At 24.7% G+C, this 576-nt stretch carries 1 protein-coding gene; it reads left to right on the top strand.

Annotated elements, in window-relative coordinates:
- The coding region (locus tag ACF91D_RS31440) for a site-specific integrase (RefSeq protein WP_392438649.1) at positions 1-503 on the top strand (503 nt) is incomplete at its 5' end.
- Between the last annotated feature and the right edge of the window lie 73 nt (positions 504-576).

Below are 576 nucleotides of genomic sequence, written 5' to 3'. Positions count from 1 at the left end.
TTATGATGCTAAATACAGGTTGTAGATTAAATGAAGCATTAGCTTTAAAGCATTCTGATTTTTCAATTGATGATAAAACACTTGAAATCAATAAATATTTACATATAAAAAATACCCGCAATTATTATTCAGTTGAGAAACTCACAGAAGAATGTCAAAGAAAAGTAAAACTTAACTGTAAAACAATAGAATTAATACATAAACTCATAAATAGAAATTTAAGAATGCGGAATTTGTATATTGAAATATACCTCCAAGATGATTTCTTATTTTGTGATAAATTAGGTCACCCCTATTTCATAAATCATCTTAAAAGTGAATTTAAACAAGCACATAAAGATTTAAATCTAGAATTAGCAGGTAAAACAGTAAATTCAATCAGATTGTTATTTTTAAAACATTTAATAGATGCTGATTTATCATTTAAACGTATCAATTATTTAATGGGACATAAAAGTAGCTCTACAACAAAAATACTTATAGAAAAGTTAAGAAATCTATAAAGGAATGAGGATTATGTATGTATCGAAATTAAAAGATGGTAAATTTAAAGTAACCATAAAAGCACCTAAAGAC

The organism is Staphylococcus sp. 231237_7MaSpsaltlick, from assembly GCF_043107035.1.
Note: the sequence above shows the minus strand (reverse complement) of the source record. Positions and strands in the feature narration are given on the sequence as shown.